The 25,465-nt window shown below is 44.7% G+C and carries 23 protein-coding genes; 4 read left to right on the top strand and 19 right to left on the bottom strand.

Features of this window, described 5'->3' with window-relative positions; translation table 11 throughout:
- Positions 1-48: 48 nt before the first annotated feature.
- The 3 genes from IGJ74_RS00115 to IGJ74_RS00105 all read right to left on the bottom strand — a co-directional run bounded on the left by IGJ74_RS00115 (position 49) and on the right by IGJ74_RS00105 (position 3,276).
- Positions 49-1,188 (bottom strand): PIN/TRAM domain-containing protein, encoded by a 1,140-nt coding sequence (locus tag IGJ74_RS00115; RefSeq protein WP_005232908.1) that lies wholly within the window; start codon positions 1,186-1,188, stop codon positions 49-51.
- Between the two features lie 163 nt (positions 1,189-1,351).
- Positions 1,352-2,722 carry a DNA repair protein RadA gene (radA, locus tag IGJ74_RS00110; RefSeq protein WP_005226394.1) on the bottom strand — a complete coding sequence of 457 codons (1,371 nt, stop codon included), beginning with the start codon at positions 2,720-2,722 and terminating at the stop codon, positions 1,352-1,354.
- 44 nt (positions 2,723-2,766) lie between these two features.
- Positions 2,767-3,276: a dUTP diphosphatase gene (locus IGJ74_RS00105; protein ID WP_005232909.1), complete on the bottom strand. Its 510-nt coding sequence runs from the start codon at positions 3,274-3,276 to the stop codon at positions 2,767-2,769.
- 188 nt (positions 3,277-3,464) lie between these two features.
- Between IGJ74_RS00105 and proB the strand changes: the two genes are divergently transcribed.
- Positions 3,465-4,280: a glutamate 5-kinase gene (gene proB / locus IGJ74_RS00100; RefSeq protein ID WP_218193018.1), complete on the top strand. Its 816-nt coding sequence runs from the start codon at positions 3,465-3,467 to the stop codon at positions 4,278-4,280.
- Positions 4,277-5,521 carry a glutamate-5-semialdehyde dehydrogenase gene (locus IGJ74_RS00095; RefSeq protein WP_016619441.1) on the top strand — a complete coding sequence of 415 codons (1,245 nt, stop codon included), beginning with the start codon at positions 4,277-4,279 and terminating at the stop codon, positions 5,519-5,521. The genes proB and IGJ74_RS00095 overlap by 4 nt, the downstream gene beginning before the upstream one ends.
- A 106-nt stretch (positions 5,522-5,627) precedes the next feature.
- Here IGJ74_RS00095 and IGJ74_RS00090 read toward each other — a convergent pair whose 3' ends face one another.
- A complete protein-coding gene (locus tag IGJ74_RS00090) occupies positions 5,628-6,029 on the bottom strand; it encodes a DUF4809 family protein (protein ID WP_016611671.1) in 402 nt (133 codons plus the stop codon).
- A gap of 151 nt (positions 6,030-6,180) precedes the next feature.
- Here IGJ74_RS00090 and IGJ74_RS00085 point away from each other — a divergent pair, with 151 nt between their 5' ends.
- Complete coding sequence (locus tag IGJ74_RS00085; RefSeq protein WP_008376766.1) at positions 6,181-6,384, top strand: hypothetical protein; 204 nt, start codon at positions 6,181-6,183, stop codon at positions 6,382-6,384.
- A gap of 57 nt (positions 6,385-6,441) precedes the next feature.
- On the opposite strand, the gene IGJ74_RS00080 is transcribed toward IGJ74_RS00085, so the two are convergent.
- On the bottom strand, positions 6,442-7,260 hold the full coding sequence (locus IGJ74_RS00080) for a ZIP family metal transporter (RefSeq protein WP_005232914.1): 819 nt from the start codon (positions 7,258-7,260) through the stop codon (positions 6,442-6,444).
- A gap of 208 nt (positions 7,261-7,468) precedes the next feature.
- Here IGJ74_RS00080 and IGJ74_RS00075 point away from each other — a divergent pair, with 208 nt between their 5' ends.
- The gene (locus tag IGJ74_RS00075) at positions 7,469-9,091 is read left to right on the top strand and encodes an ABC-F family ATP-binding cassette domain-containing protein (protein WP_005226380.1); all 1,623 of its coding nucleotides are present in this window, start codon (positions 7,469-7,471) and stop codon (positions 9,089-9,091) included.
- A gap of 99 nt (positions 9,092-9,190) precedes the next feature.
- On the opposite strand, the gene IGJ74_RS00070 is transcribed toward IGJ74_RS00075, so the two are convergent.
- The 14 genes from IGJ74_RS00070 to dnaA form a co-directional block, all read right to left on the bottom strand.
- Entirely contained in the window at positions 9,191-10,066 is an 876-nt protein-coding gene (locus IGJ74_RS00070; RefSeq protein ID WP_086316720.1) for a DegV family protein, read from the bottom strand.
- Positions 10,067-10,206: 140 nt separating this feature from the next.
- Positions 10,207-11,499, bottom strand: a complete 1,293-nt coding sequence (locus IGJ74_RS00065; protein ID WP_005232916.1) for an adenylosuccinate synthase — start codon at positions 11,497-11,499, stop codon at positions 10,207-10,209.
- A gap of 247 nt (positions 11,500-11,746) precedes the next feature.
- Positions 11,747-13,117, bottom strand: a complete 1,371-nt coding sequence (gene dnaB, locus IGJ74_RS00060) for a replicative DNA helicase (protein WP_005226374.1) — start codon at positions 13,115-13,117, stop codon at positions 11,747-11,749.
- 108 nt (positions 13,118-13,225) lie between these two features.
- Positions 13,226-13,678, bottom strand: coding sequence for a 50S ribosomal protein L9 (gene rplI / locus IGJ74_RS00055; protein ID WP_005226371.1), 453 nt, complete (start codon positions 13,676-13,678; stop codon positions 13,226-13,228).
- A 15-nt stretch (positions 13,679-13,693) separates the two neighbouring features.
- A complete protein-coding gene (locus tag IGJ74_RS00050; protein ID WP_005232918.1) occupies positions 13,694-15,142 on the bottom strand; it encodes a DHH family phosphoesterase in 1,449 nt (482 codons plus the stop codon).
- A 239-nt stretch (positions 15,143-15,381) separates the two neighbouring features.
- The gene (gene rpsR, locus IGJ74_RS00045) at positions 15,382-15,618 is read right to left on the bottom strand and encodes a 30S ribosomal protein S18 (protein WP_005226367.1); all 237 of its coding nucleotides are present in this window, start codon (positions 15,616-15,618) and stop codon (positions 15,382-15,384) included.
- A 23-nt stretch (positions 15,619-15,641) separates the two neighbouring features.
- Positions 15,642-16,166, bottom strand: a complete 525-nt coding sequence (gene ssb / locus IGJ74_RS00040; protein ID WP_005232920.1) for a single-stranded DNA-binding protein — start codon at positions 16,164-16,166, stop codon at positions 15,642-15,644.
- A gap of 43 nt (positions 16,167-16,209) precedes the next feature.
- Positions 16,210-16,509 carry a 30S ribosomal protein S6 gene (gene rpsF / locus IGJ74_RS00035; RefSeq protein WP_005226363.1) on the bottom strand — a complete coding sequence of 100 codons (300 nt, stop codon included), beginning with the start codon at positions 16,507-16,509 and terminating at the stop codon, positions 16,210-16,212.
- A 263-nt stretch (positions 16,510-16,772) separates the two neighbouring features.
- Positions 16,773-19,298, bottom strand: a complete 2,526-nt coding sequence (gene gyrA / locus IGJ74_RS00030) for a DNA gyrase subunit A (protein ID WP_218193019.1) — start codon at positions 19,296-19,298, stop codon at positions 16,773-16,775.
- Between the two features lie 23 nt (positions 19,299-19,321).
- Positions 19,322-21,271 (bottom strand): DNA topoisomerase (ATP-hydrolyzing) subunit B, encoded by a 1,950-nt coding sequence (gene gyrB / locus IGJ74_RS00025; protein WP_005232922.1) that lies wholly within the window; start codon positions 21,269-21,271, stop codon positions 19,322-19,324.
- 5 nt (positions 21,272-21,276) lie between these two features.
- Positions 21,277-22,389 (bottom strand): DNA replication/repair protein RecF, encoded by a 1,113-nt coding sequence (gene recF, locus IGJ74_RS00020; protein WP_077453246.1) that lies wholly within the window; start codon positions 22,387-22,389, stop codon positions 21,277-21,279.
- Complete coding sequence (gene yaaA, locus IGJ74_RS00015) at positions 22,376-22,615, bottom strand: S4 domain-containing protein YaaA (protein ID WP_008376781.1); 240 nt, start codon at positions 22,613-22,615, stop codon at positions 22,376-22,378. The genes recF and yaaA overlap by 14 nt, the downstream gene beginning before the upstream one ends.
- Positions 22,616-22,837: 222 nt before the next feature.
- Positions 22,838-23,968 (bottom strand): DNA polymerase III subunit beta, encoded by a 1,131-nt coding sequence (gene dnaN, locus IGJ74_RS00010; RefSeq protein WP_005226354.1) that lies wholly within the window; start codon positions 23,966-23,968, stop codon positions 22,838-22,840.
- A 159-nt stretch (positions 23,969-24,127) separates the two neighbouring features.
- Positions 24,128-25,465 carry a chromosomal replication initiator protein DnaA gene (gene dnaA / locus IGJ74_RS00005; RefSeq protein ID WP_015508676.1) on the bottom strand — a complete coding sequence of 446 codons (1,338 nt, stop codon included), beginning with the start codon at positions 25,463-25,465 and terminating at the stop codon, positions 24,128-24,130.

Below are 25,465 nucleotides of genomic sequence, written 5' to 3'. Positions count from 1 at the left end.
ACCCAATTAGTAAAGGCAGCTGGCATATTTTACGCCAGCTGCCGAGGATTATTTCTCTGATTTTGATCCTTCTTTGTTGTCGATGCCGCGACCAGAATGGGCTGGTTTGGCAAAAATCATCCGCCCAGCTGCCGTTTGCAAGGCGCTGGTTACGATCACTTCGATGTGTTCGTTCATGTAATGCTGGCCATCTTCCACCACAACCATCGTCCCGTCATCTAGATAAGCGACCCCTTGCTGCCGCTCCGTGCCAGCTTTCACTACTAAGACGTGCATGCTTTCTCCTGGAATCACCACTGGTTTGACCGCATTGGCCAACGCATTGATATTCAAGACCGGCACATTTTGAAATTCAGAAACTTTGTTTAAATTGTAGTCATTAGTCACAACGACACCATCCAGCAATTTCGCTAACTTGATCAGCTTGCTGTCGACTTCGGAAATGTCTTCAAAATCGCCTTCGTACATCTCAACTGCGATGCCTTCTTCTTTTTGCAAAGCATTCAAAATATCCAAGCCGCGACGGCCTCGGACCCGTTTCAAACTATCGCCAGAATCTGCGATGTATTGCAATTCATACAAAACGAAATTCGGGATCAGCAGGACGCCTTCTAAAAAGCCAGTTTTGGCAATATCATAGATCCGGCCATCAATGATCACGCTGGTATCCAAAATTTTGTATTTGTGGAAATGGTCCGCGATTTTTCTTTCTAGCATCTGCTGTTCATCTTGCTCTTGCGGCTCTGCCTTTTTGTTTTTCGGGGCAAAGACTTTTTTCCATTCATCGATCCGTGTCGTCCCGATCTGAAAACCGAGATACCCTAACAGGACCATCACTAAGATTGGGGCGATCCCGTTGATAAAAGGAATATCCCAATTGTAAAAAGGAATCGACACAATCACACCGATCATCAGACCGATGATCGAACCAATTGCGCCAAACAAGAGATAGGTTAAGCTCAATTCACTTAGTTTTTCTTCAATTTTGCGAATACCGGCTGCAATATATTTCGCTAATAGTAAAGATAATAAAAAGAAAATAAGGGCTCCAAGCAAACTATTAGTGATGTTATTATTCAGCCATTCATTTTGGGTTTGCCCAATGGCTTGCCATGCGATGGGCATCAGTGAGATCCCTAGACTTGCTCCGGCAAGTACCATTAGTGCGGTAATGACTCGTTTCTGCATACATGTTCCTCCATACTCCAGTAGGTTTCTTTTGTTCAAAAATCCGTGCTGCCAAACTGACTCCTTCCACCAGTCAGCGGCTGTCGGTTGGTTCAATGAATGAACCAGCAGCGTCAGGGCAAGAGGAAGGGAGATTGCCCCTTGCTCTTGCAGTGACTCCACTTTAACGGAAGACTTTCCGTAAGGTTTCGGCTAAGGTAGACACGCCTTCGACTTCGATGCCTTTTGGCGGCTGCCAACCAGTCAGATTGTTTTTAGGCAAATAAACTTTTGTAAAGCCCAGTTTCTGCACCTCTTTGACCCGTTGTTCGATCGCATTGACTCGGCGAATCTCACCCGTCAAGCCAATTTCACCGATAAAACACTCCGTCGGGCTGGTGCCTTTTTCTTTATAGCTGGAGGCGATACTAACAGCGATCGCTAGATCGATCGCGGGTTCATTTAATTTGACCCCGCCGGCTGCTTTTAAGTAGGCATCTTGATTTTGCAGCAGCAAACCTGCCCGTTTTTCTAAAACCGCCATGATCAGCGAGACCCGGTTGAAGTCTAGCCCCGTCGTCGTGCGTTTGGCATTGCCGAACATCGTTGGCGTGACCAATGCTTGGATCTCCACCAAGATTGGCCGACTGCCTTCCATTGCCACTACGATCGCCGATCCAGTTGCGCCTTCTAAGCGTTCTTCCAAAAAGACTTGTGACGGATTGGCGACTTCTTTCAACCCGCCTTCTTCCATTTCAAAAATCCCGATCTCATTGGTGGACCCAAAGCGGTTTTTGACGGCCCGCAAAATCCGAAAGCTGTGGTGCTTTTCGCCTTCGAAATACAAGACGGTATCCACCATGTGCTCCAGCATCCGCGGTCCTGCGATCGAGCCTTCCTTCGTCACGTGGCCAACGATAAAGATGGCGATGCCATTGGTTTTAGCGATTTTCAGCAATTCTGCGGTCGTTTCTCGCACTTGGCTGACACTGCCTGCCACACTGGTGATATCCGGTTGGGTCATGGTTTGGATCGAATCGATGATCACATAATCTGGGCGGATGTTTTCGATCGCTTTACTGATCTCTGACATGTCCGTTTCCCCATAGAGATAAAATTCCGTGTCGATGGCGCCTAAGCGCTGCGCCCGCATTTTGATCTGCTCGGCACTTTCTTCTCCTGACACATACAAGACCGTTCCGCCGATCGCTGCTAATTGCTGGGAAACTTGCAAGAGCAGCGTCGATTTTCCGATCCCGGGATCCCCACCGATCAAAATTAAGGAACCTGGGACCACGCCGCCGCCTAAGACGCGATTCAACTCAGCGAGTTTCGTTTGGACCCGCGGTTCTTTTTTCGGTACGACATCGGCAATTTTCGTCGGCTGCATCTTTTGCCCCGTCAATGTCGTACGTACACGACGATCAGCGGTTTCTTGGATCACTTCTTCTACCATTGAATTCCAGCTGCCGCAATTGGGGCATTTTCCTAAATATTTAGGGGAACTATACCCGCAATTTTGACAGACAAATTGACTTTTTGCTTTTTTTGCCATTGATCTCCTCCACTACTTCTATCAAACAGACCCCCAGGCAGGATTTACTGATTCGAGGAGCCAAAGCCGCCGGTTCGGCTGGCAGTGGTTGTATCTTGATCAGCTTTTAAGAACGGCAAGAAAATTCCTTGGCCGATCCGCTCGCCTTTTTTAATGACGACATCTGTGGGGCCGAAATTAGTAAACTGGAACATAATATGCCCTTCATTATCTGGATTGTCATAGTAATCGCTGTCGATGACGCCGACACCATTCGTCAAGACTAAGAAACGTTTCAAAGGATTGCTGGAACGATTTGTCAGCTGCAAATACTCGTCTTCCCCCATATAGGCTTTGATCCCAGTGGGAATCAAGGTTGGCTTCAACTGTTTTGCGGTCTCTTTCGCAAAAAGCGCTTTGACCCCATCGATCACGCCCGCTTTCCAAATGCTTGGCACCACGATTTCTTCCGCGGCTTCAAAGTCATAACCAGCCGCATGATGGGTGGCACGTTGAGGCAAGGTGATGCTTTTTTCTTTATATGATGTAATAATTTCAAATCCTCGTAATTTCATGGGTTCCTCCAATAATAAAACATATAGCTATTTTAGCATAGGAAGAACTATTTTCTTCATGGAAAACACAATTATCGAAAAGTCTTTACAATTTCTTCGTTTAAAATAGCTCAAAAAGAAAAAAGAGCATGACGAAACGCCCGTTTGCGAGTACAATAGAAAAAATATCAAAAAATAGGCGGTGGCATATGCGCGCAGATCTTTCAAACAAAAACCGAATCGTTGTAAAAATCGGCACCAGCTCGTTGATTTATCCCAATGGTGCCATCAATCTAGCTGGCATCGATGAATTAGCCTTTGTCTTAGCAGCTTTGCAAAACCAAGGCAAAGAAATCATCTTAGTTTCTTCCGGGGCGATCGGTGTTGGCATGAACAAGTTAAATTTGAAAGAACGACCCGTGGAGATCCCACAGCAGCAAGCCGTGGCAGCCGTTGGCCAATCGGAACTGATGACGATCTACAACCAGCGTTTTCAAAGCTATAGCCAGCAGACTGCACAAATCCTGCTGACCAGAGACATCATCGAATTTCCCCAAAGCCGTCAAAACGTTAGCAACACCTTAGAGCAACTACTTACGATGGGGATCATCCCGATCATTAATGAAAACGACACGGTGGCAGTAGATGAATTGGACCATCTCACCAAATTTGGCGACAATGATCAGTTGTCAGCGATCGTCGCTCAGTTGACGAAAGCCGAGCTTTTGATCATGCTTTCTGATATCGACGGCTTTTATTCCGCCAATCCGCTAAATGATCCTGAGGCTGTTTTGTATTCCGAGATCAATGAAATCACCCCGGAACTTTTAGAACAAGCTACGGGAAAAGGCAGTCCTTATGGAACCGGCGGTATGACCAGCAAATTAAAAGCCGCTCAACGTATCTTAGACGTGAACAGTCACATGCTGCTGGCTAACGGCAAGCAGCCGAAAATTATTTTTGACTTGCTCGCAGGGGAACCTGTCGGCACCCACTTTTATCAACGAACGGAGGATGAGCAATGAGCAACTTGCAAACGATCGGTCAACAAGCTCAAGCAAGCGCCCAGACATTAAGCTTACTGAGTGCCAGTGAAAAAAATCACCTACTGGTAGCGATGGCCGATGCTTTAGAAAAAGCTACTGAGATGATTTTAGCTGCTAATCAACAAGACCTAGCTGCCGCAAAAGCCAAAGGAACCAGCCAAACGATGCTGGATCGACTGTTGCTGTCAGAACAACGGATCACAGAGATGGCTAACGGCATCCGAGAAGTCGCCCAATTGCCCGATCCAATCGGTGCCGTGGATAAAATGTGGCGCAATGCTGACGATCTTTTGATTGGTCAACAGCGGGTGCCCTTAGGGGTCATCGGCATCATCTACGAAGCTCGTCCTAATGTCACCACTGACGCCGCTAGTCTGTGTTTCAAATCAGGAAATGCCGTGATTTTGCGTGGTGGAAAAGAAGCCTTCCACTCCAATCAAGTCCTCGTGACTATTTTACAAGAGGCATTAGCTGCCAATGGACACTCCCGCCATGCGATCCAGTTTATCGAAGACACGAGCCACGAAACAGCGGCTGAACTAATGCGTCTGACGGATTACTTGGATGTTTTGATCCCCCGTGGGGGCGCCGGCTTGATTCGTCGCGTCAAAGAGACCGCCACAGTACCAGTGATCGAAACCGGCACTGGCAACAATCATATCTACATCGATCAAGCCGCCCAGCTGCCGATGGCACTGGCGATCGTCACGAATGCAAAAACGCAACGCCCTTCTGTCTGCAATGCCATCGAAACGATCCTCGTCCATGAAGCAGTGGCAGCGGAATTTTTGCCAATGGTAGAACAGCAATTTGCCAATCAAGTCGAATTGCGAGGAGATGAAAAAGCGTTGGCGTTTTTAAACAATGCACAGCTTGCCACTGAAGAAGACTGGGCAACCGAGTTTTTAGACTATATCTTAGCGATCAAAGTGGTGGCTTCGTTAGAAGAAGCCATTGCTCACATCAATCGCTACAATACGAAGCACTCTGAAGCGATCATCACCGATGATTATTTCGCTTCCCAACGCTTCTTGAAAGAAGTTGATGCGGCGGCGGTTTACGTCAATGCCTCGACCCGTTTCACCGATGGCTTTATGTTTGGCTTTGGTGCCGAGATCGGCATCTCGACGCAAAAACTACATGCCCGTGGGCCAATGGGGTTAGAAGCACTGACTTCCACCAAATACATTATTTATGGCGAAGGACAGATCCGTAAGTAACGATATGCAAAAACAGCCCCCTGCTGTAGTGTCCCCCAAAAAGTTCGATCAAAAGCGAACTTTTGGAGGTCGGTACACCCGTGCAAGGGGTTGTTTTTGTGTCTTCTTATGCTTGTGCAGCCCGCAAAACGAAGGAAAGCGGGTCGATGCCAAACAATTCTGTCAGCACCCGATTGGTTGTGGCAAAAACGTCTGCTTCACAACTCTTTTTCGGACAAGCAATCGTCTGTCCTTTGCTGGAAAACGTATCCTGGCGGCTGCCTTCTACGAAAATCACTTCTTGTGTTCCCTTGCGATAGATCAGCCCTTCGTCTTCTTCCAATAATAAGCGAGTTTGCCACTGATTGATTTGGGCGATGGGCATCACCAAGGAAGCAACATCCAAGTTTTCTAACGAAAAACAACGACCATCTGGCAGCTGCAGCATGAAGGTATTGAGTTCATAAGGCAAACAAGCATTACACCCTCCTTCTGTGATGACTTGGCTCGTGAGGATTTCTACGTTCATTCGTTTCGTCTCCTTTCATGAATGCTTCATGTTTAGTTTATCACAAAACCTATGGCCCACGGCGGAGCAATTATTCCGCCTTAAGTTGGATGTTTTTCTTCTTCCTTCTTGCTATGCTAAGGATAAGAAAAAAAGTCTAGGAGGAGTCGCTATGAATACAGAAAGTTTATTAGGAAGAATCGTTACTGTCGTGGCAGTTTTAATCGCAGCATCTCTTGTTTTATCTGTCGTATTAGGCATTGTTGGTGGGTTGATCGGATTGATCTTCCGTTTCGGGATTCCTTTACTGCTGGCCGTTTTGATCGTTCGCTGGTTAACCTCGATTCGCCAAAAACCAAGAAAATATTATCGTTAATTGCAGGAAAACCAAAACCACCTGACTTTCCAACAGTCAGGTGGTTTTTTCTATCCATCAGCCTAATGCGACATCTAGAACCATCATTAAGATAAAGCCTAACATGACGCCAAAAACCGCAAAATGGCGGCGACTCGTCAAGGTTTGCTGCGCTTCTGGAATCAATTCTTCCACCACCACATAAATCATAGCACCCGCTGCAAAAGCCAACGCATACGGCAAGACAGCGGACATACTCGTTACCAACAAAGCCCCGATCACACCCGCGATCGGTTCAACGATCCCAGATGCTTGCCCATACATAAAGGCTTTGGTTCGGCTTAACCCTTCTTGGCGCAAGGGGATCGAAACGGCTGCGCCTTCTGGAAAATTCTGGATCCCGATCCCGATCGCTACCGAAAGTGCTGCTAAGATCGCAGCTCGCGGATCATCAGCACTAGCCGCCGCCCCAAACGCTACCCCTACCGCCAAGCCTTCCGGGATATTATGTAGTGTGATGGAAAAAACCAGCAAGATCGTTCGCTTCAAATGACTAGGCAATCCTTCTGTTTCATGATTCGGACCAAAATGCATATGTGGGAGTGTCTTATCTGCTGCATAAAGAAACAAACCGCCCAAACCAAACCCGATACTGACCACCAGCCACGGAATGTCGCCATTTTCTTCGGCTCGTGCGATCGCAGGATCTAATAACGACCAGAAACTAGCGGCGATCATCACTCCAGAGGCAAACCCCAGCATTGTATTCAGGACATTTTTATTGATTTCTTTGAAGAAAAAGACTAGCGCTGCCCCAAGCGCCGTCATACCATACGTAAAGATCGTCCCCGCCAGCGCTTGCTGCCATGGCGACAATCCAACCAACCAATCCACCATTCGTCTGCTCCTTTGTCTGACTATTCTACCAATACTCTAGCATAGGAAGCCGTCAGGTTCTACTAGGAAGGCAGCAGCAGCCAAAATTTTTCTTTCACCAGCCCTAAGCCTTTCCCGATGAAATCCTCGGCTTTACTTGAAAGTTTCAACATTCATCGCTATAATGCTAGGAGACTCCATGTCAATTTATATAAAGTGAGGAAAAGAATTGATTACAGTAAGTGATGTAAGTTTGCATTTTTCAGACCGCAAACTGTTTGATGATGTTAATATTAAGTTTACGCCTGGTAATTGTTATGGTTTGATTGGTGCAAATGGTGCTGGTAAATCAACTTTTTTAAAAATTTTATCTGGTGAGATCCAACCTTCGACCGGGAACGTTTCTTTAGGTCCTGATGAACGGATGGCTGTCTTGAAACAGAACCACTATGATTACGAAGAGTTTCCAGTGATCGAAACGGTCATCATGGGCCATAAACGTCTCTACGAAGTGATGAAAGAAAAAGACGCGATCTACATGAAGGAAGACTTTTCTGATGAAGATGGGATTCGTGCCGCCGAACTAGAAGGCGAATTTGCGGAACTTGATGGTTGGGAAGCAGAGCCAGAAGCAGCCGTTCTTTTGCAAGGCCTGAACATTCCCGATGAATTGCATCATGTCTTGATGAAAGATCTAACTGCTGGTCAACGGGTAAAAGTCTTACTCGCACAAGCCCTTTTCGGTAAGCCAGACGTCTTGCTCCTAGATGAGCCTACCAACGGATTGGATATCCAATCTATCAACTGGTTAGAAGAATTTCTAATCAACTTTGACAACACTGTCATCGTTGTTTCCCATGACCGCCACTTCTTAAATAAAGTTTGTACCCATATGGCCGATCTAGACTTCGGCAAAATCAAATTGTTTGTCGGCAACTATGATTTCTGGTTGGAATCAAGCCAATTAGCGGCGAAATTACAATCCCAATCAAATGCCAAAAAAGAAGAGCAGATCAAAGAACTGCAAGACTTTATCGCACGCTTTAGTGCCAATGCATCAAAATCCAAACAAGCAACGTCTCGGAAAAAAATGTTGGATAAAATCACCCTTGATGATATTCAACCTTCGTCCCGCCGTTATCCGTTTGTTGGTTTTAAACCAGAACGTGAAATCGGGAATGACTTGCTGCAAGTCGACAATGTCAGTGTGACGATCGACGGCAAAAAGATTTTAGACAATATCTCTTTCACCTTGAATAAAGACGACAAAGTCGCTTTTGTTGCCAATAGCGATATCACCACCACGACGCTATTCAAAGTCATCATGGGGGAAATCACTCCTGATACAGGTAGTGTTCGTTGGGGCGTCACCACGCAGCATGCCTACTTGCCAAAAGATACGACCAGCGAATTCGATACGGATACCCCGATCGTTGATTGGCTGCGTCAATACGCAAGCAAAGAAGAAGACGACAATACCTTCTTGCGCAGCTTCCTAGGTCGCATGTTATTCTCTGGTGATGAAGTATTAAAACCCGTCAACGTTCTTTCCGGGGGCGAAAAAGTTCGCTGTATGTTGTCGAAAATGATGCTTTCAAAAGCCAACGTATTGGTGTTGGATGATCCAACCAATCACTTGGACTTAGAATCGATCACCGCATTAAACGATGGTTTGATGGCCTTCACCGGCTCATTGTTGTTTGCTTCTCATGACCACCAATTTATTCAAACCCTTGCGAACCGTATCATTGCGGTCTCTAGCAAAGGCGTGGTGGATCGTGCCGAAACGACCTACGATGAATTCTTAGAAAACAAAGATGTCCAAAAACGCGTAGCAGAAATGAATCAATAAGCTGCTTCTACAAAAAAGAACGCTCCAGTTGCAGCCTTGGTGGCAGGCAACTGGAGCGTTCTTTTTATTTTGTCTAATACTTCGGGCATGTTGGGCAGGTTACGCTTGTTCTAAACGGGCTTTGCCGAATGAAAACAGCGCCAAGCAGCCGTAGCCGGTATGACTGGAGATCGTTGGACCTAATGGATAATGATGAATAATAATGTCAGGAACTTTTTCGGTCAAACGCTTGATGACTTTCTCCGCTGCTTCGGCATCGCCAGCATTGGCAAAATAAACCGTATTGGTTTTTGATTCGTGAAGATTGGCGATGGTTTGATCCACGATTTTTTGGATCGCTTTGTTGCGTCCCCGCACTCGATCAACACTGCGTAATTTTCCCGCGGTATCTACGGTAATGATTGGTTTCACATTCAACAATCCACCGATCGCTGCGGCTGTTTTAGAGATTCTGCCGCCGCGTTCCAATTGTTTTAAATCATCGACGGTGACCCATGAATCTAAACGCAGTTTATTTTCTTCTACCCATTGGCTGACTTCCAGCAACGAACGCCCTTGGGCTTTTTGTTGAGCTGCTTCAGCCACTAAGAAGCCTTCGCCTAAACTAGCAGAGCGCGTATCGATCAAGGTGATCGCGACTTCTTTGTATTCTTCTTTTAGTAAGGCTACGGCTTGGACGGCACTTTGGAATGAGCCGCTCATTCCTGAAGAAAAACCTAAATAAAGGATCGGTGTGCCCGCTTCGACATATGGCCGAAAATATTCCATATAACGTCCGACATTGATTTGAGAAGTCGTCGGTTGCGCATGCTCTTTTAGTTTTCCTAAAAACCATTCCGTATCAAATTCTTTGCCCATATCATCGATATATTCTTTGCCATCTAATTCAATCAGCATTGGAATATAGGCGACATCTAGCTCCGCTAATCTTGCTGCTGGTAAATCACAGCAGGAATCTGTCATGATTTGAAACATGGTTTCACCCCTCTCGTTACCCCCTATTATAGCAAAAAAAGAACAAGACAGAAGAAATTCTCATCAAAAGCAGCCAAACTTATCGTTGACCGCTTCTGACACAGAAGTTCTTTGTCTTGTTCTGATGCTTTCGCGTCAGGTTAAATTTGCGCCCAAACACTTTCTAAGATGTTGGTTTGGCTGCGGTCTGGCCCTACCGAGAAGGTCGAAATGCGGACACCGACTAATTCAGAGATGCGGTGAACGTAATTGCGTGCATTTTCTGGCAGATCTGCCAATGTTTTGCAGCCAGTAATGTCTTCAGACCAGCCAGGAAGTTCTTCGTAGACTGGTTTGCAGCGGTTCAACTCTTTCAAGCTTGCTGGATAATGATAGATCAATTCGCCGTCTAGTTCATAAGCGGTACAGATTTTCACGGTTTCTAAACCGCTCAAGACATCGATCGAGTTAAGGGATAGGTTCGTGATCCCTGAGACCCGTTTTGAATGGCGCATCACGACGGTATCAAACCAGCCCACACGACGAGGTCGTCCTGTCGTTGTCCCGTATTCACGACCGATCTTACGAATTTGTTCACCTGTTTCATCAAACAGTTCCGTTGGGAATGGACCATCTCCTACCCGAGAGGTGTAGGCTTTGCAGACACCAACGACTTTGTTGATTTTTGAAGGGCCCACACCACTACCGATGGTGACACCTCCAGCAACGGGGTTGGATGACGTTACGAAAGGATAGGTTCCTTGGTCGATATCCAGCATCACGCCTTGTGCCCCTTCAAATAAAACTCGTTTGCCTTCATCTAAGGCATCGTTAAGGATCACCGAAGTATCCGTCACATATTTTTTGATTTGTTGGCCATATTCGTAATACTCTTCAAAAATATCTTCAAAGGCGATTGGCTCTGCATCAAACATTTTCACGAATTGACGATTTTTTTCTTCTAAGTTGATACGCAGACGTTCTTCAAAAATTTCTTTGTCTAAAAGATCAGCGATCCGAATGCCGACTCTGGCCGCTTTATCCATATAGGCTGGTCCGATCCCTTTGATTGTCGTACCGATCTTGTTGTCACCTTTGGCATCTTCTTGCAGCTGATCCAAATGGATATGGTAAGGTAAAATAACATGTGCACGATCAGAGATCTTTAAGTTTTCTGTTATTATATTGTTTTCTTTCAAGTATGCTAATTCTTTAACTAATGATTTCGGGTTCACAACGACCCCGTTTCCAATGACACTGATTTTATCTGCATAAAAGATCCCTGAAGGAATCAAATGCAGTTTATAGGTCACACCGTCAAATTTAATCGTATGGCCGGCATTGTCTCCACCTTGATAACGTGCAATGACTTCCGCGTTTTCACTCAAAAAGTCCGTAATCTTTCCTTTACCTTCATCGCCCCATTGTGTACCTACTACTACTACAGATGACATATAATGACCTCTTTCTTTAATTAGTGCATTCCTTAAGTATTGTAACAAGATTCGCAAGCTCTTTCAATCTAAAATCGAATAATCGTTTTAAATTCTCATTTTTCAGGGGTAAAAAACGAACTATTTTCTTTGGAATAATTATTTATACACGTAAAAACGAATAAAGTCGGCACATAAAAAAAGCCCTACTACCATCAGCGCGATGCAGACGGCAGCAGGAGCCTTTGTTTCTCAAATCATTGGTGCCTTACCCGAACTCTTCTCGTGGCGAGACCGAGGAGAACTTATTGTATTCTTTGATGAATAGAAGTTCGACGGTCCCTCGGGCACCACTCCGGTTTTTCTCAATAATGACTTCGATCACATTGTTGTTTTGTTGTTCTTCTGGTTCATCGTCATCGTCGCCTTCACTGCGGTAGTAGTCATCTCGGTACAAGAAAGCAACGATATCGGCATCCTGCTCGATCGACCCTGATTCCCGGATATCACTTAAAACAGGACGTTTGTCTTGTCGCTGTTCCACACCCCGAGAAAGCTGAGACAGTGCAATCACCGGCACTTTCAATTCCTTCGCCAGTTTCTTTAATTGGCGAGAGATCTCAGAGACTTCTTGTTGGCGGTTTTCGCGACCCGTTCCTTCAATCAACTGCAAATAGTCGATCAAAATCAAGCCGAGATTGCCTTTTTCTTGCGCGAGTTTCCGACAACGTGCCCGGATCTCAGAGATCTTGATCCCGGGGGTATCATCGATATAGATATTGGCGTTAGAAAGACTGCCCATGGCAACGATCAAATTCCGCCACTCTTCTTCTGAGAGCTGCCCCGTCCGCAAGTGACTGGCCTCAATCGAGCCTTCCGCACAAAGCATCCGGTTGACCAATGATTCAGCCCCCATTTCCAGACTAAAGATCGCCACGGAACGATCGGTTTTCGTTCCGACATTTTGCGCGATATTCAAGGCAAATGCGGTTTTCCCTACCGCGGGACGGGCAGCCAGAATAATCAGCTCTTCTTTTTGCAGCCCCGCCGTCATTTTGTCTAAAGCCGCATAACCCGTAGGTAATCCGGTGATTTCTTCATTGTTTTGCGCCAATTGATCGATCGTTTCGATCGTCCGATTCAAGACTTCCGCTATCGATTGGAAGCCATTACTGTTGCGCTTTTCGGATACTTCTAAAATACTTTTTTCTGCTTGATCAATGATCGACTGCACATCTTCATCTTGTTCAAAGCCTTTGGTTACGATACGACTCGCTGTTTGGATTAGATTGCGCAGCGTGGCTTTGTCGTCAACGATCTTCGCATAATAAGCAATACTTGCTGCTGATGGTGAAGCTTGACTCAATTCAGTCAGATACGTCAGACCGCCAACATCTTCAAGACTATTGCTTTTTTCAATTTCTGCTTTCAACGTGATCAAGTCGATCGATTCACTACGGTCGTTCAACTGGATCATTGCTTGAAAAATTATTTGATGGCTGCGGCGATAAAAATCTTCTGGGGCGATTACTTCCATTGCATCGATGATCGCATCGGCATCTAAAAAGACTGCCCCTAGGACCGCTTGTTCCGCTTCAATATCTTGTGGGGGAACTTGATTTTGCCAAACTTCATTCATGCCATTCGCTCCTTCGTCCATTCATTCTACAAGATTCCCATTCAAAGTACAAGATTGCTTGGACGTTTGCCGAAAAAAACCCCAACATGTGACTGTTGGGAGTAATGCTTATTCTTGAATGGTATGAACATTGATCGTTGCTGTTACTTGTGGGTGCAATTTTACAGGTACTTGCGTAAACCCTAATGCACGAATCGGCTGATCCAATTCGATTTTGCGTTTATCGATTTTGATTTTGTATTGCTTGTTCAAAGCATCGGCAATTTGTTTTGATGGGATCGAACCGAACAAGCGGCCATCTTCCCCTGCTTTGGCATTGATCTTCACGACGGTTTCTTCTTTTTCAAGAAGTGCTTTTAACTCTTTCGCTTCTGCTAAGACTTCCGCATCTTGTTTTTCTTTGGCTTTTTGTTTGCCTTTTAATTCTGCCATGCTTTCATTGTTGGCAGGTTTGGCTAAGTTGTTTTTGATCAGAAAGTTTTGTGCGTAGCCATTAGGGACTTCCTTGATATCGCCTTTTTTGCCTTTGCCTTTGACATCTTGTAAGAAAATAACTTTCATCTTGGTCACTCCTTGTTATTGTTCATTTTTCGTTAATTCCGCTCGCAGCTGGTTTTCTACATCACCAATGCTGCTGTTCTTTATTTGCGTGGCTGCGTTGGTAAAATGTCCGCCGCCGCCTAATGCCTCCATCAAGGTTTGTACATTGACTTTACCAGTGCTTCTAGCACTGATACCGATCAAATCTCCTGGTTGTTTCGTAATGACAAATGCGGCATGGATCCCATTGATCGATAGCAGAGTATCGGCCGCTTTTGCAACGGTGACACTATCGTACACCCGATCTTCATCCGCTGCAGCAATCACGATATCTTCGCGGAAATGCTGGCTGCGAGAAACCAGTTCACTGATCATCAAATAGGAATCGAGATCCGTACTCAACATGTATTGAACCAATGACGTATCTGCGCCTTGGTTTTTCAAATAGCCAGCAATATCAAAGGTCCGACCAGTGGTTCGCACCGTGAAGTTCTTCGTATCCACGTAGATTCCCGCTAATAAAGAAGTCGTAATAAATTTAGGGACTTGCGATCTGCGAGAAGCGCGATACTGGATCAATTCTGCTACCAGTTCCGATGCTGAAGACGCGGAAGATTCAATATACGTCAATAATGGCTTATCGGGAAACTCATCCCCGCGACGATGGTGATCGATCACTGCGATTTTGTCAAATTCATCATAGACCGCTTGCGAGATCGACATCGACGGCTTATGGTAATCTACCATCACTAAAACACTTTCTTCATTTGATAAATTGACTGCTTCTTCCCCAGTGATCACAAATCGTTCCAGCTCGGGGTATTTTTTCAATTCTTCCAATGCCCGCTGAATGTCGGCGGTGATCTCTTTCGGATTTAAAATGATGTAGCATTCTTTGTCGCTCATCATCGCCATGTAAGCCACCCCAAAAGCCGAACCTAAAGCATCCATGTCCGGGTAACGATGTCCCATGATAAAGATCCGCTGGTTTTCAGCAAAAATCTTTCTCAACGCCGTACTCATGGCACGAGAACGAACACGCGTTCTCTTCGGCGTACCATCCGTATTACCGCCAAAGAATTGCGGTTTTGCTTCTTCTTTGGCTTCTTTTAAAACGACTTGATCGCCGCCACGAACTAACGCAATGTCGAGATTGTTTTGTGCCACTTCACCAATCTCTTCAAAAGACTCTTCCCCATAGGAAATTCCCATACTGATCGTTAATGCCAGATCATTTTTTTCCGCAACTTGCCGTACTCTAGTCAAAAATTGGAATTTTTCTTCCTTCATCCGCTCAATATCTGAATACTTCGCGACGAAAAGAAACCGCTCGGAATTGATTCGTTTGTAAAAAACATGATTCTCACTTGCCCAATCAGAAATCAGTGTCGTGATCAGCGAGTTCAAATAAGAAACTTGTTTGTCGTCTTTTTTCTCAATCAAATCATCGTAATTATCAATTGAAATCAACCCAATTGCTGCCATCTTTTTTACCCCTCAATGTATCATCCCATTTTTTTGAAGCTTTGTTCCTTATTTTACCACAAAACAATCAAATAGGCGATTGATGCAAAAAGTTCCACGTGAAACTTTTTTGGTGAGATAATCATGGGAAAATTTCTGTCACTCGTTATTTTATCTGTATATAAAATAACAAGTGTTTCTTCAGTAGATAAAAAAATTGACAAGCTTCAAAAGAAACTTGTCAATGAAAATCATTCGATTTATTCTTCGCCTACGAATGGAAGTAATCCCATAATACGCGCACGTTTGATTGCAATGGTAAGTTTGCGTTGGTTTTTCGCACCAGTACCAGTTACACGACGTGGTAAAATTTTACCGCGTTCTGAAATGAAACGTTTTAGTAATTCAATATCTTTATAATCGATATGTTCAATATGGTTTGCAGCAATGTAGTCTACTTTACGACGTTTGCGTCCGCCTCTTCTTTGTTGTGCCATCCTATTTCCCTCCTATCAATTTCTTAGAATGGTAAATCATCGTCTGAAATGTCGATTGATGAGTTTCCGAATGGATCGGAGTTGTCTCGATCAAAATTAGGCATTCCTGATGGTTGAGAGGATTGAGTTTGATTTGAGTTATTGTTACCAAATCCAGAAGAACTATTTGAGTTATACGTATTGCTGCTGCCAGATCCGCTATCAGTTGTGCGTCTTTGCTCGGAAGCATTTCGCGATTCTAATAATTGGAAGTTGTCAGCAACGACTTCTGTTACATAAACACGTTGGCCTTGTTGGTTGTCGTATGAACGGGTTTGAATACGTCCAGTAACCCCTAATAAAGTTCCTTTGCGTGCATAGTTTGCTAATGTTTCCGCTGGTTTTCTCCAAATAACACAGTTGATGAAATCAGCTTCGCGCTCTCCACTTTGGTTGGTAAAATTGCGATTTACCGCCAAGGTAAAGGTTGCGACACCAGTGCCATTAGAAGTGTAACGTAAATCAGGATCTTTGGTTAGTCTTCCTACTAGTACAACATTATTAATCAAAGTTCATCATCTCCTCATCGCTTTTGTTTCATGTGAAACAATATTATGCTTCTTCTTTGACAATCATGTGACGGATAATGTCATCATTGATTTTCGCAAGACGGTCAAACTCGTTGATTGCACTTGCAGTTGTTGAAGAAGAAACTTTAACGATGTGATAGATACCCTCACGGAATCCATCCATTTCATACGCTAGACGGCGTTTTTGCCAATCTTTTGATTCGATAACTTCAGCGCCGTTATCAGTTAAGATTGAGTCAAAACGAGCGATCAATGCGGCTTTTGCTTCTTCATCAATGTTTGGACGAATGATATATAAGATCTCATATTTCGTGTTTTCCATTGATTTTTCACCTCCCTGTGGACTTTGGCCCCTAGTTTTCTAGGAGCAGAGAGAGTGGTCTAATTAGACTACTCACAAATAATTATTATACACTTTTTTCGTCCCTACTGCAAGCTATTTTTTTGCGTCCCTGCATCTACCCATCACTGCAAACAATCGCTTACACTGATAAATACGTCAGCTGCTGCCGATTTTTTGAAAAAGAGTAAAAAGACAGCAAGCTGCAGGTTCGCAGGTTGCTGTCTTCCTAGAAAATGTATTGCTTATTCTTGTGTATCCGTGGTGTCTTCCGTTGTTTCTTCCACAACTGGCACGTCTTGTCCCGCTGTTTCTTCGGCAGTCGTTAGTTCTTCTTCGACTTCCGGTTCAACCGTTGCCATCGTCACTACTTTGGCATTGTTTTCCATCTTCATCAAACGAACCCCTAAGGTTGCCCGACCAGTTTGGGAAACAGTCGCTACATTGAAACGAATCAAGACGCCTTTATTGGTGATCACCATGATGTCTTCCTCACCGCTGACCGTCGTCAAGCCGGCTAATGGACCGTTTTTCACCGTAATGTTGGCTGTTTTGATCCCTTTTCCGCCACGACCTTTGATTGGGTATTCAGAGCCTTTGGTGCGTTTGCCATAGCCATTCTCAGTGATGACCAAGACTTCACTGTCTTCTGTGATCACAGCGGCACCTACGACGTAGTCTCCATCTCTTAGACGAATGCCTCGCACACCAGCAGCTGTTCGGCCCATATCCCGAACAAGGGCTTCTTTGAAAGTCACAGAGTAGCCATCGTGGGTGCCGATGATCACGACATCTTCGCCATGGGTTTCGATCACGTTAACCAACTCATCATTTTCCCGAAGACCGATCGCAATCAGACCATTGGCACGGATATTTGAAAAGGCCGTCACTGAGGTCCGTTTGACCACACCTAGACGCGTCGTGAAGAACAAGTAGCGTCCTTCTTGAGGCCCACCAGAAGCCGAAATGATCGCTTCGATCCGTTCGCTAGAATCGATCCCTAGCAGATTGATCACAGGGATACCTTTGGCTGCCCGACCATACTCAGGAATTTCATAGCCTTTGGCTTTGTAAACTTTCCCTTTATTGGTGAAGAACAGTAATGTGTCGTGAGTCGAACAAGAAATCAACGTCTTCACGAAGTCTTCATCGTGGATCCCCATTCCTTGAACGCCACGTCCGCCGCGACGTTGTGCACGGAATTCAGACTTAGCTACTCGTTTGATGTATCCATTGTTCGTCAAAGTAATGACGATTTCTTCTTCTTCGATCAAGTCTTCATCTTCAAGACTTAAGACTTCCCCAACCAATAATTCAGTCCGGCGATCATCGCCAAAGCGTTGGCCTAATTCTTGCAATTCCGTTTGGATGATCTCTAGGACTCGTTGTGGATTTGCTAAAATGTCTGTCAAATCAGCGATAAATTCTAACAAACCTTGGTACTCGTTTTCGATCTTGTCGCGTTCCAAACCGGTCAAGCGACGCAAACGCATATCTAAAATTGCTTGCGCTTGGCGATCGGACAATTTGAAGCGCTCCATCATGCTATTTTTTGCTTCATCATCAGAATTTGATGCCCGGATCAAAGCAATGATCTCATCGATATGATCCAATGCGATCCGTAACCCTTCTAAGATGTGGGCACGGGCTTCTGCTTTGTTTTTATCAAACTGTGTCCGACGAGTTACCACTTCTTGTTGATGCTCGATGTAATTTTCTAAAATTCGTTTCAAACTCAAAATCTTCGGCACGCCTTTTTCAATGGCTAACATATTAAAGCCAAAAGAAGATTGCAGTGCAGTCATTTTGTAGAGATTGTTTAAGATCACCGACGCACTGACGTCGCGACGAACGTCGATCACGATCCGCATGCCTTCACGAGACGATTCATCCCGCAGATCGGTGATTCCTTCGATCCGTTTGTCACGGTGCAGCTCAGAGATCCGCTCGATCAACTTCGCTTTATTGACCATATACGGCAATTCAGTCACTAAGATCCGTTCTTTACCGTTGGGCATTTCAGTCACTTCGACTTTTCCGCGAACAGTGATCGAACCTTTCCCTGTTTCATAGGCACGGCGAATACCGGATTTTCCCATGACGATCCCGCCGGTTGGGAAATCTGGTCCCGGCAGGACTTCCATCAATTCACTTGTCGTGACTTCTGGATTTTCCATCAATAGATCGATGGCTGCAATAACTTCATTCAAGTTATGAGGCGGGATATTGGTCGCCATCCCAACAGCGATCCCCGTCGTCCCGTTGACCAAAAGGTTCGGGAAGCGTGCTGGTAATACCGCTGGTTCTCGTTCTGTATCATCATAATTGCTTTGGAAATCAACAGTATCTTTGTTGATGTCCCGCAGCATCTCCATCGCCAGTTTGCTCATGCGGGCTTCGGTATACCGCATCGCAGCGGCACCGTCACCATCGACTGAACCAAAGTTTCCGTGGCCATCGACTAACATGTAGCGATAGCTGAAGGGCTGTGCCATCCGCACCATTGATTCATAGATCGCACTGTCACCATGGGGATGGTATTTCCCCATGACATCGCCGACGATCCGGGCTGATTTTTTATGGGGCTTGTCTGGTGTGACCCCTAATTCATTCATTCCATATAAAATTCGGCGGTGAACCGGCTTTAAGCCATCCCGCACATCTGGTAAAGCCCTAGCAACAATTACACTCATTGCATAATCGATAAAGGACTCGCGCATTTCACTGGTCAGATTGACGTCATGAATATTTTGTTTTGCTTCTTCACTCAAGCTGTTTCCTCCTCTACGATTGGCTAGATGTCAAGATTTTTCACGTAGTGCGCGTTTTCTTCGATAAAGGCCCGTCTTGGTTCGACGCGATCCCCCATCAGCATTTCAAAAATTTGATCGGCTTCAATGGCATCATCTACGCTGACCCGCAGCATCATCCGATTGTCAGGATCCATCGTGGTTTCCCATAACTGGTGGTCATCCATTTCCCCTAGACCTTTGTATCGTTGAACTGTTGGTTTTGGTGTCGCAGGTAGTGATTCAATCGTATTTTTCAAATCTTGTTCGGCATTCTTGCCGGGTTGGATATAATGGATATTTTTCCCTTGTTTGACACCGTACAATGGCGGTTGTGCGATATAGACATAACCGGCTTCAACGATGGGACGCATATAACGATAGAACAGCGTCAAGAGTAGGGTCCGGATATGGGCACCATCGACATCGGCATCGGTCATGATGACTAGCTTGTGGTAACGGGCTTTTGCTACATCAAAATCAGCACCAAACCCGGTACCCATTGCTGTAAACAGCGAACGGATTTCTTCGTTTGCTAAGATTTTGTCCATGCTGGCTTTTTCGACATTCAAGATCTTTCCACGGATCGGTAAGATCGCTTGGAATTCCCGACTGCGGCCTTGTTTTGCTGAACCGCCGGCAGAATCTCCTTCGACGATAAACAATTCGCATTTTTCTGGATCATTACTGGAACAGTCGGCTAATTTCCCAGGTAAGTTACTGATTTCTAATGCACCTTTTCTGCGAGTCATTTCCCGGGCACGTTTGGCTGCTTGACGGGCTTTTGATGCCAAAAGTCCTTTTTCCACGACTTGACGACCCACATTCGGGTTTTCCATCAAGAATTTCGTGAAATGTTCGGAAAAGAGACGATCAGTGACTGTCCGCACTTCGGAATTTCCTAATTTGGTTTTCGTTTGTCCCTCAAACTGAGGATCTGGATGCTTGATGGAGATAACCGCCGTCAATCCTTCCCGAACATCTTCTCCGGTCAGGTTTTCGTCGTTTTCTTTCATCAATTTTGACTTGCGGGCGTAATCATTGATCACCCGGGTCAAGGCAGTCTTAAACCCGAATTCATGGGTTCCGCCTTCATAGGTATGGATGTTGTTGGCAAAACTTAGCAGGTTGCTATGGTAGCTATCGGTATATTGCATGGAGACTTCAACCGTGATTCCTTGTTGTTCTCCTTCTAAATAGATCGGATCTGGGAAAATCACTGTTTTACTCGCATTCAAATGCTCCACATAGCTCTTGATCCCGCCGTCGTAATGATATTCTTTCAAAACGGGTTTTTCTTCCCGTTTGTCTTCGATCGAGATTTTTAAACCACGGTTCAAGAAGGCTAATTCCCGAACCCGCGTCGCTAATTTATCAAAATTGAATTCCGTTGTTTCCGTAAAGATCTCTGGATCTGGAACAAAGTGGACGGTCGTTCCGTGGCGGTCGGTTTCATCGATCACTTTTAAGTCATCAACGACTGCTCCACGATGGTATTCTTGATAATACACTTTGCCTTCTTTATAGACTTTTACGTCTAAAGTCGTGGACAACGCATTAACGACGGAGGAACCTACCCCATGAAGTCCGCCGGAAACCTTGTAGCCGCCGCCGCCAAATTTCCCGCCGGCATGCAGGATCGTAAAGACGGTTTCTACCGCTGGACGGCCTGTCTTGGCTTGGATATCAACGGGGATCCCCCGACCGTCATCGACGACCGTAATACTATTATCTGGTTCAATGATCACTTGAATACTTGAGGCAAAGCCTGCTAGTGCTTCATCGATCGAGTTATCGACGATTTCCCATACTAAGTGGTGCAAACCTTCTGAACTGGTAGAACCAATGTACATCCCAGGTCGTTTGCGGACGGCTTCTAGCCCTTCCAGCACTTGGATCTGACTGGCATCATAGGCTTTCGCACGTTCAACTAAGCTTTTTTCTTCTTCTGTCATTCAGTCTATTCTCCTTTAATATGTCCTTGCTCTACATAAAAAATCTCTGCTTCCACAGACATTTTGTCTTTCACATGTTCTAATGTCGTCGTTGTCAGAAAGGTCTGAACTTTTCCTTCAATGGTCTCCAATAAATGCAGTTGTCGGGAATCATCCAGCTCACTCATGACGTCATCTAATAAAAGGACGGGATATTCTCCCGTTTCTTCTTTCATCAAATCGATTTCTGCCAATTTAACACTTAAGGCCGTCGTTCGCTGCTGTCCTTGCGAACCAAAGGTCTGAACATTTTTCTCATTGATCAAAAAATCCAGATCGTCTCGATGGGGGCCTGCCAGCGTGACTTGCCGAAATCGTTCACGGTCTTTGACTTGTGCCAAGGCTTTGACAAATTGCTGTTGGATCTCCTCCAGCGTATTCGCCTCACCGGGCACATTCGATAAGTAGTCGATCTGCAAGGTTTCTTTTCCTTGGCTGATCTTTTGGTGCAGCTGATTTGCCCAATACGCCAAGCGCTGAACAAACCGTTGTCTGGCTAAAATGATTTTACTGCCGAAAGCCACCAGCTGTTCCGTCAAAACATCTAAATAGATCTCATCGGTCTGTTTTTTTTCATTCAGCTGTTTTAAGTATTGATTGCGCTGTTTCAAAACGGATTGGTATTGAACGAGATCATAGAGATAGATTGGATCGATCTGCCCAATTTCCATATCGAGAAATTTGCGGCGGACTTGGGGACTTCCTTTTACAAGGGAGAGGTCTTCTGGAGCAAATAAAATGACATTCAACTGCCCTATGTAACTACTGAGCTTTTTTTGCTCAATGTGGTTTACTTTCGTTTTTCGTCCTTTTTTTGACAAAAACAGTTCTAACGGGATCGTTGAGCGTCCCCGACTGACACTGCCAGAGATCCGCGCACCTTCTGTGTCCCAGCGGATAAGTTCTTGCTCGCTGGAGGTGCGGTGGCTTTTGGTCATCGCCAATACATAGATACTTTCTAAAATATTGGTTTTTCCTTGCGCGTTTTCGCCTAAAAAAATGACCAGACCTTTCTCAAAAGTCAGTGTCAGCGAATCATAGTTCCGATAATTGCTTAAATGCAACTCATTCAGCCGCATCGGCGTCTTCCTTCTTCACCATAAAAAAAGTACCTTCATCAGGTAGCTCAACACGCATTCCCGCATACAATTTGCGCCCTCGTCGATTTTCTGGCTCGCCGTCGACAAAAACGGTGTGCTCTGCAAGGTACCATTTCGCTTGGCCGCCGCTGCTGATCACACTGACTTCTTTGAGCATTTGTCCAAGTGTCATATATTCCGTTTCTAACGGTATTTGCATTTTCATAATTCCCCTCAATTCTATCAAAGAGCGTTTAGCTCTATTATACTCTTTTTTTGCCAAGAAAACAAATTCATCGGCATATTTTTCATTCTCAGAAGACTTACTGCTTTTAGACAAAAAAGAAGCCAAAATAGAAAAAAGGGCTTAAAAACGATTTTAAGCCCTTTTAACTCATTTATTCATTTTCAGATGATTGTTTCAACTTTTTTCAAAAGACATGAAAAACTAGTTGGTGCGCACCGGTGTGATCAGCTGGATAAAGCTGCCTTTGCTCTCTGTTGGCTCCAACGTAAAGGGACGGATCGCTGAGATAAAGCGGATCACGATGCTGGTGTCACCAAATGCTCGTAGTGCAGCTTTCATATAATCAGGATTGAAAGAGATCTCTAATGGGTCGCCGGTCACTTTTTCAAAAGAAAGGTCTTCTTCCACTTTCCCGATTTCTGGTGAGTTTCCATATAAGACAACAGCTTCCTCGGAGATTGCCAAACGAACGATGTTGTTACGGCCTTCATGGGAAAGCAATGACGCCCGTTCGATAGCCTGTAACAATTCTGGCACAGAAAATTCAATTTCAGTATTGAAGCTTGAAGGGATCAGACGGTTGGTATCTGGGTAAGTTCCTTCCAATAAACGAGAATAGAATTTCATAGTTTTCGTTTGGAACAATACTTGGTTATCCATAATGCTGATTTGGATCGCTTCTTCTTCATCTGTTAAGGAACGAGAAAGTTCCGTTAGGCTTTTGCCGGGAATCACGATATTGAAGGCTGTTTCCCCGCTTTCCAAGGGAATCACCCGTTGACTCAAACGGTGTGAGTCCGTCGCAACAGCTAATAATTTTTGATTTTCTAAGACAAAGTGGACCCCAGTTAAGATTGGACGGCTTTCGTGTTGCGAAACCGCAAAGACCGTTTCACTAACAACCTTATTCAACACGTGCGCTGGAATCTCGATCGAATCTTGACTTTCGACAACTGGTAAATGTGGATAACTATCGGCATCCAAGCCGTTGACGGTAAAGTTAGCTTTTCCAGAAGTGATCGCTACTTGATTATTGTCTAAAACTTCTAACGTTAAGGTACTTTCAGGCAAACGACGAACGATTTCGCTGAAGAAACGTGCTTGTAAAACGATTGCTCCTGTTTTTTCGATTTGCATTTGCGCTTTTTCGTTTTCCACACTTAAAAAAGTTTCAATGGAAATATCGGCATTGCTCCCAGTCATGGTCAATCCTTTTTCTGAAAGGGACAATTTTACTCCGGTTAAGATCGGGATGGTGGTTTTGGTTGAAATCGCCCGTTGGACAGTTTGTAATTCTTGCATGAACTCTGTTCGGTTTAAAGTTAGCTTCATAGCGATACTCCTTTAATTTATAGTTATTAAATAAAAGTAATAGTAGTAATAGGCTTGTTAGTAATGTGGATAACTCGAGAAAAGAGTGATTAGACTAACGAAAATGCCTGTGAATAACTTGTGGACAACTTTTTTGGTTCTTCTTTTCTTATCCACAGATCAGCTGAAGAGGATTTGTTTGATTTCAGCGATCTCATTTTTGATCGTGGGATCTGTTTCGACTAAATGCTGAATTTTTTCATGGGCATGAATGACCGTTGTATGGTCTTTGCCGCCAAATTCGCCGCCGATTTTTGGTAAAGAACTATCGGTCAATTCTCGAGAGAGATACATCGCGATCTGGCGTGGGACAACGATGCCTTTGACCCGTTTTTTCCCTTTTAGATCATTGACATGAATGTGATAGTATTTTGCGACTTCTTCTTGGATCTGCAAAATCGAAACTTGGGTCGAGCCATGGCTTGATTTCAAGGCTTTGATGGCTTCAGCTGCCAAGCTCGTTGTAATGTCTGAGTTTTGCATCGTAGCAAAAGCTTGCACCCGCACGAGTGCTCCTTCAAGTTCTCGGATATTCGAATCGATCTGCCCAGCGATATAACTTAAGGTATCGTCGGGGATCTCCAAGCGTTCGGCTTCGGCTTTTTTCCGCAAAATCGCAGTCCGCGTCTCTAGATCCGGCGGGGTGATATCAACGGATAAGCCCCAAGCAAAACGGGAAACCAAACGTTCCGGCAAAGTCGGGATCTCATTTGGCAAACGATCACTTGTCAGGACGATCTGTTTATTATTGCGATACAGTTCTTCGAAGGTATTAAAGAATTCTTCTTGGGTTCCTTCTTTATTGACTAAGAATTGAATATCATCCACCAGCAAAAGATCAACATTGCGGTATTCGTTTCGAAAATCTTCCATTTTGTTCTTTTGAATAGAAGTAATGAAATCATTGGTGAAATTTTCACTACTAACATACTTGATTTTGGCATTGGGACGTTTCAGCAACATTTGATGACCGATCGCGTGCATCAAGTGAGTTTTCCCTAAACCAACGCCACCATAGAAGAACAGCGGATTATAAATAGACCCAGGATCTTCTGCAACAACTAAAGCAGCAGCGTGGGCCATCTGATTGCCTTTCCCGATGACAAAGGTATCAAATGTGTATTTTTCATTTAAGATCGATTTCGGCGGCCGCTCGTTTTCTTCTGCAGCTGTTTGAATAGTAGAAGGGGCTGTTTTTAAAGCTTCTGCTTCTTCGACAGTCACAAAACTAGGAATCAATTCTTCACCAGTTTTCATAAATCCCATTTCAACAATTTTGGCAGCTAGATTTTTTTCCCAATAAGATTTATGAAGATCGCTGGGTACTTCGATCAGCAGCTGATTTTTTTCAAACGACAAGACATTGGCAGTCTCGATCCAAGCACTATAACTGGCCGGATTCAGCTCTTCTTTAAAGGAACGTTGAAGATCTTGCCAAATAGAATCAGCAGATGGCAT

The organism is Enterococcus sp. AZ009 (assembly GCF_050548785.1).
GTDB classification, from domain to species: Bacteria; Bacillota; Bacilli; order Lactobacillales; family Enterococcaceae; genus Enterococcus_D; species Enterococcus_D entomosocium.
The sequence above is the reverse complement of the archived record's forward strand: the minus strand, read 5'-3'. Positions and strand labels throughout refer to the sequence as shown.